The 7,107-nt window shown below is 64.9% G+C and carries 9 protein-coding genes; 6 read left to right on the top strand and 3 right to left on the bottom strand.

Going from position 1 to position 7,107, the window contains the following annotated elements:
* Both ACYPYD_RS26565 and ACYPYD_RS26560 read left to right on the top strand, forming a co-directional pair.
* On the top strand, positions 1-1,234 hold a 1,234-nt coding region (locus ACYPYD_RS26565), incomplete at its 5' end, for a hypothetical protein (RefSeq protein ID WP_459666684.1).
* Positions 1,235-1,677: 443 nt separating this feature from the next.
* Positions 1,678-1,905, top strand: a complete 228-nt coding sequence (locus ACYPYD_RS26560) for a hypothetical protein (protein WP_459666682.1) — start codon at positions 1,678-1,680, stop codon at positions 1,903-1,905.
* On the opposite strand, the gene ACYPYD_RS26555 is transcribed toward ACYPYD_RS26560, so the two are convergent.
* Positions 1,894-2,541 carry an SOS response-associated peptidase gene (locus tag ACYPYD_RS26555; RefSeq protein ID WP_459666680.1) on the bottom strand — a complete coding sequence of 216 codons (648 nt, stop codon included), beginning with the start codon at positions 2,539-2,541 and terminating at the stop codon, positions 1,894-1,896. The two genes, ACYPYD_RS26560 and ACYPYD_RS26555, sit on opposite strands and share 12 nt — an antisense overlap.
* A gap of 170 nt (positions 2,542-2,711) precedes the next feature.
* On the opposite strand from ACYPYD_RS26555, the gene ACYPYD_RS26550 reads away from it, so the two are divergent.
* The 4 genes from ACYPYD_RS26550 to ACYPYD_RS26535 all read left to right on the top strand — a co-directional run bounded on the left by ACYPYD_RS26550 (position 2,712) and on the right by ACYPYD_RS26535 (position 4,444).
* Entirely contained in the window at positions 2,712-3,020 is a 309-nt protein-coding gene (locus ACYPYD_RS26550) for a hypothetical protein (protein WP_459666679.1), read from the top strand.
* A 166-nt stretch (positions 3,021-3,186) separates the two neighbouring features.
* Positions 3,187-3,441, top strand: a complete 255-nt coding sequence (locus ACYPYD_RS26545; protein WP_459666676.1) for a hypothetical protein — start codon at positions 3,187-3,189, stop codon at positions 3,439-3,441.
* A gap of 335 nt (positions 3,442-3,776) precedes the next feature.
* Entirely contained in the window at positions 3,777-4,166 is a 390-nt protein-coding gene (locus ACYPYD_RS26540) for a YozE family protein (RefSeq protein ID WP_459666675.1), read from the top strand.
* A gap of 11 nt (positions 4,167-4,177) precedes the next feature.
* Positions 4,178-4,444 (top strand): hypothetical protein, encoded by a 267-nt coding sequence (locus ACYPYD_RS26535; RefSeq protein WP_459666672.1) that lies wholly within the window; start codon positions 4,178-4,180, stop codon positions 4,442-4,444.
* Positions 4,445-4,486: 42 nt separating this feature from the next.
* Here the strand turns inward: ACYPYD_RS26535 and ACYPYD_RS26530 are convergent, their stop codons facing one another.
* Both ACYPYD_RS26530 and ACYPYD_RS26525 read right to left on the bottom strand, forming a co-directional pair.
* Complete coding sequence (locus ACYPYD_RS26530) at positions 4,487-4,669, bottom strand: hypothetical protein (RefSeq protein WP_459666670.1); 183 nt, start codon at positions 4,667-4,669, stop codon at positions 4,487-4,489.
* A gap of 659 nt (positions 4,670-5,328) precedes the next feature.
* Positions 5,329-7,107: TonB-dependent receptor domain-containing protein (locus ACYPYD_RS26525; protein ID WP_459666668.1), on the bottom strand; the 1,779-nt coding region annotated here is incomplete at its 5' end.

Below are 7,107 nucleotides of genomic sequence, written 5' to 3'. Positions count from 1 at the left end.
GGTTGCCGGCGCGCCGGCGACTGCGACAGCGGCATCGCCGCGAGCCAGGGTCGCGGCGGATCTGGAGCGATACATCGGCCTCGGCGGCAAGCAGGCGGGCGGAGCCGGCGACATTGCCTGTGGCGAATGGCTGTCGGCCGAACTCGAAGGGCTCGGCTTCGCGGTCGAACGCCAGGGCCTGTCAGTTCCCTTCTTCGAAACGCGGCGCAGCGAACTCGTCTGCGGTTCGGTGAAGGCCGCGGTATGGCCGCAGCCGATCGTCGTCCCCACCGGCACGGCGGGGATCACCGGCCGACTGGTGCGGGTGGATTGCGAGGGGCGGGCGTCCGGCCCGCTCGGCGGGGCGATCGCGCTCGTCGACCTGCCGTTCGGCCGTCTGTCCACCGCGCTCGCCAAGCCGGTGCGCGCGCCGATCACAGCAGCCTTTGCGGCCGGGGCCATCGCCGTGGTCGCCATCACCAACGGCCCGACCGGAAAAGTCGTCGCCCTCAACGCTGACGGCCGCAAGCCCACGTTCGCCGGGCCCGTCGCCTTGATCGCACCGGAAGACGCGCGCGGCTTCCTGGACGCGGCACGAGCGGACGCGGATGCGACGCTGTTCCTCGACGGCACTGGCGGGCATCGCCCCACGTTCAATTTCATCGGCCGCATCGATCGCGGCAAGTCGCAGTGGCTGGCCGTCTCCACACCCCGATCGGGCTGGTACGCCTGCGCGGGCGAACGGGGCCCCGGCGTCGCCGCCTGGCTCTGGCTGGCACGCTGGGCGAGCGCGGCGGTCAGGGACTACAATCTGGCATTCATCTGCAATAGCGGCCACGAATACGAGAACCTGGGCGCGCTGGAATCGCTGAAGGCTCTGGCGCCCAAACCCGCCGTGACGAAGCTGTGGCTGCACCTGGGTGCCAACGTCGCGGCGCAGGACTGGCATGAGGGGACTGGCCGCCCCCTTCCCAGCGTCGATCCCCAGCGCTACCTGTCCGTCAGCCGCTCCCTTCTGCCCCTCGCCCGCACGACTTTCATAGGTCTGGCCGGCCTGGAAGCGCCCTACACCAGCGATGTCCTGTCCGCAGGAGAACTGAGCGAGGTCATCGCAGCGGGGTATGAAACCGTGGCCGGGGTCTTTGGAACACATCGCTATCACCATGTCGCAGAAGACGACGGCCGATGTGTCTCCGCACGCAACGTTCTCGCGACCGCGATGGCATTTCAACAGTTCCTAGCCCAGGCGATTTGAGGCGCGCGAAGCGTTCAGATCCTGCGACAACGAAACAGCTCATCCGCCCTTATCGCGGATGCTCTCAGGGCGGGTCTTTTCCCGGTGACCGAAGCAGTCGCTTGCAGACGGCGTCGCGAATGACTGGACGTGGTCGATACGTGCCGGGATAGCAGACCGTCAGCAGCTGGGGATCAAAATTGGATGATGGGAGTCTGCAATGGATCGATGGATGAAATTGGTACTACTCGCCCCAATCTCAGGTCATAGCTCGAGGCGGGCCTATTACCTGAAACCGGTCCTACCCAGCCAGGCGCCACTCGCCTCCTGATAGCGATAGATGTGAGTCATCAGCGGAGGCAGGCATGGAAGCTGCACCCAACGATTGGACATATCGGCGTTGGCGATCTGGACGCCGGTGAGTACCTTGTGGCCCACGGTCTCGCGCGGCCTTGGAGGTGATCATGGATTGGAAGATCGCAGGCACAGACATTGAACGACTTCGTCAAGCCGATGAGGAAGACGTCATCGCTGCCCTGCAGGGTGCCGACTTCGGCAAATGGCCCGAAGACGAAGCGGGTTTTCTGGAGTTCTTCAACCTGATGATCGACACGATCCTTGGCGAAAAGGCGGGCGAAGGTAACATCTGGCCGAACCTGCGGGGCCGCATGGTGATCCCTTCAAAGCAGTAGGTTCGCTGACACAGGCTTGCCGGTCGCCGCCTTCGGCTTGAACCAGGGCTCGTCGGTCCGATCGACCGTCAGCGGCCCGTCCCACGTGCGAAGGAGCGCGAAGGCTTCTTCAGGCGTCCCCTGGGTCCATCGTGCCCAGTCCTCGCCCCGCAGGATAGTCGGCATGCGGTCGTGGACATCGGACATCTGCTCGCAGCCATCGACCATGACCATCGCGTAGGCATCGCCCCACTCGTCGGTCGGCCGCCAGATCCCGGCGACGGCGAATACCTCTGTGTCCGGCAGCGAGTACCAGGTGCGGGTGTTGCGCCGATCCTCGCCCTCGGGTTCGCACCACTGCGTGATCGGGATCAGGCAACGCCTCTCGCGAAAGCTGTCCCTCCAGATCGGGTAGACCCGCAGCTTGTCGTCACGGGCATTGTTGACCGGCGAGGCCTTGAGCGGCTTGCCGGTCTTCTTGCTGAAGGCGTGGCGCGGGAAGCCCCAGGACATCGCGCGCAGTTTGCCCCCGACCGCGACGACGCCGGGATAGCCTGGCCAGACCTCGGCGCAGTAGTTGGCACCGGGCGTGAAGGCTGCGCCGAACAGTTTCGCTGCCTCCGCTTCCTTCGCGGTCATGCGGTAGAGGTTGCACATATCTGGATGATGCCGCCGGACGACGAAGTTGTCACTGTTCGCATATGTCACCTCGCAACAGGAGAGCAGCGCGCGGAAGCGCGACAGAATGTGAGACGGGGAAGATGCGCTGTCACCCGCGATGCTTACGCTGAGCGCAGCGGGAGCGGTCGTGGTGGCAGAGCTGGGTCATGGACGACTTCGGTCTGACCTTGTGGGGCAAAAATTGCATTGCGCATGAGCGGGATAGTCATGACCGTGATCGACCTCATATTTTCCCGGACATCTCGCCTGCCGCGTCACCTCGAAGCGGAGGTCGCCGTATCCTGAGCCCGCGCGATCCTGCCGTTCAGGTTTTCCACGATGCGGCGTCATGCCTCGCTGCCTACCCGCTCGATGCCTGGCAACTGCGCCGTGACCTGATCGGATCGCGGATGGTGGTTGCGAGCGCTCATACCGATGATCGGCATGGAAATCTCTTCTGGCCTTCCACGGCTTGAACCTTCGAGCCAAACCGGCCGGCTCGTGTATTTCGAGCCCGACTGACAGCGCGGCGGACGCCGCCTGGCGAAGGCACGGGCGAGCATCTGCCGCATGAAGGGGATTTTAGAACAAACATGGAACATATATAAGGGTGCGATGATGATTCGCGAAAGGTCCGCTCCCATGACCCAACCCCTTTCCGACGAGGCGATGCTCACGTTGGGACGCCAGTACCTGCATATGGCTGACCGCAAGGATGCGACCGAGCGCGACCAGGCAACGCTGCGTGACTTCGTGCCCGCATTGCTCCATCGCCTCCACGAGAAGACCGAAACCACGTGCGCTCTGGCGGGGCCGCCGGTCCTGGATCTTCGCTTCTACGGTCTCGCCTTGCCGGAGGACGATCAGCTCGAAATGCGCCTTCCGCAGCCTGATTGAGCGGCGGCGTGAAGCGTGAAGTGGTCCAAGAGCGGGGCCATGGTGCCCACCTGCCTGTTCGAAGCCGGTACGCTGGGCGGGTCCGTCCTGCTGACATGCAAGTGCGGGCATACGGCGCGTTTCCACGCGCCGCCCCTCTGGTGGCATTTCCAGCGGCGGCATTGGGACGACGGGTTCGTCGAGGCCAGGAAGCGCTTCTGGTGCCGGGTCTGCGGATCGCGTTTGCGCGCCAGGGTTCGGCCCATCTCGATCGAGGGCGCCGTGTCCATGCCGGGCGATTTCGAGCTGCCCTGGCCTGACGAGCGGACATGGAAAGCAGCATGCAGGCGTGTGCGATGAACCTGGAGACGACGATGCAGAAACAGTCGCTGGATGACCTGCGGCGCGAGGTCGGCAGGATATGCACCGGGGCCGGACGCTGGCAGGACATCACGAAGGTGCCGGTCGACAACCGCGCGTTTTCACCTGCGCCCCCGGATAGCCGCCTGAAAACCGAGGGCAGGACAATCAGCGCGGCCGAGCGTGGGCCGTTCGGTCGGTGGCTGCTGCTGCAGGTGGATCGCCGCGACTTCATCGGGCAGCTCGCCAATATCGCCAGGTCTGATAGGGGCTTCCCGAAGGACGGTGATCCCGATGCGGTGCGCAGGCGCCTGGGCGACACCGGCGCCGACCCCGAAATGTTCGAGGCGGTCGATGATGCCGAACTGGATTGGACGAGCTACTGATGACGGAACCGATGAGCGATGACGCCCTGATCGCAATTGCGCAGCATCGCTTTGAACAGGCCGACCGGGATTGCGCGTCCGAGCAAGCCTCCAGGCTGTTGCTGGACATCTTTCCGGCGGTACTTCAGCGCCTGCGGGAGAAAGTGGAGCTCACCCGGGAATTCGTCGCGGCAGATCGTGGGATTGTGGATGCACCGAAGGGCTGGGGCAAGCAGGCTGCCGCGGCGAAACCACAGGCCGACGATGGTCAGATCCAGCTTTCACTCCTTCACCTGTGATCCGCAAGTGAGGACGGCGACCGGCAGATCGCCTGCCCTCCTCTAGAGACTGAGCCTGCGGCGCTCGATCTCTGCCAGCACTTCCTGCTCGACCACAGTCAGATGCTCGGGATCGGTCACCGCTTCCCATGCGCTGAGCAGATGTTCGTCGGTCATGCCGGCGGCGACTTCCTCGCCGGTCACCGCATCAACCTCGGGATGCTCGTGCGGGGTGTCTTCAGTCATGGCTCTCTCCTGGCCGGGCCTCGGATCGCTCTCGGCTCATCAAGTTAAACGCCGCGGAAGGCGGTTTGTTCAGCGCACTTCGACGAGGCACGACCACACAGGGCCGCGTGATATACACCCGATTGCCGTCACACTGACGTAAAGGCTGTTCGCCGGAAGTCGAACTGGCTTGGGTGAACTCCTGAAACGGCCGCGGAGATGAGCTTGCTGACGACATGACCGGGCGGAGCGCCGTCATGACATTGGTCACGGACAGAAAATAACATCGAACTGCGGAACAGCACTGCGGGCCTCTGATTGAAGGCATTCTCGTGCAACACTATCCGCCTATCTGATGGCGATAGCCGATTAATGCGATTGAGCTTCTGATTCCAGGGAGCAGAAAACGACCACCAGCGACCAAGCCGCGTCGAACGCTGGACAGGCTGCTACGCGCCCATTCAAGCCGTTTGACGGCGATATTGCCGTGCTTAGAAGCGGACATTCGGAGTAAGACTGGGCTTGGGAAATTTGTGTCATTAGCAAGGCTGGCGCTAGATAGCGGCGCTCACTAGAAGCCCGCCTATCAATTTTTGCGCCTGGGCCGGAGGCAGTGAACCACAGGTCACATTCGCAATGCGAATGCCTGTTGCTTGTTCGTGTGCGATGTCGGCACAAACTCAGAACGCACGACCCAGCGCCAGTGACACGATCGCCCCCTGCTTCTGCGTTCGTTGCTCGCTTCCAAACAGCGGCCCGGCGCGGCTCGGTGTGTAGAAGCGACGCCAGCGCGCGTTGTCCTGCCCATTGATCGCCTTGGCGGTCAGCGTCGTCTTGAAGCCGGCGAAGGCGGTGGTCTCGATGTAGGCGCCCCATAGCGCCTGATCGCGCCAGCGCAGGACTTCGCCGTTATAGAAGACGGTCGCCTGTTCCGCCGCGGTCCAGTTCACGCCCCACGAGGACTTGAGTGCGGGCACGTCGTGGCGGAACTCGGCGGTCAGGAGCCGTTTCGAGATGTCGTCCATCGCGCGGTGCCCGCCGGTAACCGGATCGTGCATTCGCGAGGAGCGCCATGTCCCGTCGACCGTCAGGCGTGCGCCTTTCAGCGCCCTGTCCAGCGGCATCGTGCCTTGCGTCTTCACGCCCCACTGGCGCGCATCGCCGATCGTGCCGAGCGCCTCGTCGCCCGAAGGCAACACGAGATAGCCGAGCAGGCCGGTGTGCCATTGGTGGTAAGCCTCCACCGCGATCGCGCCGCCCTTGCCCCAACGGTGATCGAGGCGCAGTAGTGCGCGCGTCACGCGGGCCGGGCGCAAGCCCGAATTGCCGCCCAGAGGCCGCCCATCGGCCTGGTTCACCGACGCCGCGAAATCGCCGAAGTTCAACTGGTCGACCGTCCGGCGCAGGCCGAGCCGCAGTTGCGTTGCCCCCGAAGGCGACCAGACCAGGGCGGCAGAGGGCTTAAGATAGGACAGGCTCTGTTCCTGCGCTGCCTCGCCGGTCACCCGGATGCGCGAGAACTCGACCGCCATGCCCGCTTCCAGGTTGAGGCGTCCCGCCAGCTTGACAGTGAGGTTGGCGAATGCTTCGCCGCGCATTTCTGATACGCGCGTGTCGGCATTGGCGAGCGCGACGGGCGTCAGGGTGCTGCCGTCGCCTTCCGCATAGTCGAGCTTGCTCGACAGGCGGTTGTATGCCACTTCGCCGCCGAATTCGGGCCGCACCGGGTGGTCACCCTCGCGAGTCACGGTGGCGCGTGCCACCAGTTCGGTCGGCTTCTCCAGCTGGGACGAAAGGCCGCGATAGTCGGCTTCGATGTAGTCCTCGTCGGTCACGTAGCGCTCGATGCGGCCGAGGCCGACGAGCTTGGCGGTCCAGCCCGCGCCGAGCCGCCGCGTCCAGTCGAGCCCCAGTTCGCCGCTGCGGCCCTTCTCGTCGTAGACGATGTCGCGCCGCGCGTCGGGAGAGCCGTCCGCCGCGCCGGCAAAGATGTCGATGCCCCGGCGCGAGGAATAGCCATCCTTGTTGAGCCGCAGGTTCACCGTGAGCGTGCCACCCGCGACCGCGCCGGACGAGCTGAGCGCCAGCCCATATTCAGGCGCCTTGGCCGAAGTGTGCTCCTGCCGTGTCGTCGCCAGCGTCCCCGTGCCGTCGCGGTCGAGGTAGATGCCGTCGTTGGGATAGCGGGTGACTTCGCCCGACAGCTCGATGCTGGTCTGCCAGCCGGCGATGCGGCGCGCGTGGCTGATGCGCGCGGCGGGCGAGACGCCCCCGTCCGCAGTATGCGTCATCGTCAGCGAGGCATTGCCCGAACCGCCAGCGTCGGCGCGCAGCACGACGTTGGCGACCAGGGTCTGACCCTGCGCTTCGGCGGCATCGTTGCCGCGCAGCAGGACCACCCGCTCGACCCGCGAAGCGGCGATGCGGCGCAGGCCTTCGGTGATGCCGCCGCCCTTCAC

This window comes from Novosphingobium sp. 11B, assembly GCF_054589055.1.
This window is presented reverse-complemented; position numbering and strand designations above follow the sequence as displayed.

What these genes read in the sequence shown, in the direction of transcription:
- ACYPYD_RS26560 (WP_459666682.1), top strand. Translation starts at nt 1,678, where the DNA reads ATGGATTGGAAGATCGCAGGCACAGACATTGAACGACTTCGTCAAGCC.
- ACYPYD_RS26555 (WP_459666680.1), bottom strand. Translation starts at nt 2,541, where the DNA reads ATGTGCAACCTCTACCGCATGACCGCGAAGGAAGCGGAGGCAGCGAAA.
- ACYPYD_RS26550 (WP_459666679.1), top strand. Translation starts at nt 2,712, where the DNA reads ATGGACGACTTCGGTCTGACCTTGTGGGGCAAAAATTGCATTGCGCAT.
- ACYPYD_RS26545 (WP_459666676.1), top strand. Translation starts at nt 3,187, where the DNA reads ATGACCCAACCCCTTTCCGACGAGGCGATGCTCACGTTGGGACGCCAG.
- ACYPYD_RS26540 (WP_459666675.1), top strand. Translation starts at nt 3,777, where the DNA reads ATGAACCTGGAGACGACGATGCAGAAACAGTCGCTGGATGACCTGCGG.
- ACYPYD_RS26535 (WP_459666672.1), top strand. Translation starts at nt 4,178, where the DNA reads ATGAGCGATGACGCCCTGATCGCAATTGCGCAGCATCGCTTTGAACAG.
- ACYPYD_RS26530 (WP_459666670.1), bottom strand. Translation starts at nt 4,669, where the DNA reads ATGACTGAAGACACCCCGCACGAGCATCCCGAGGTTGATGCGGTGACC.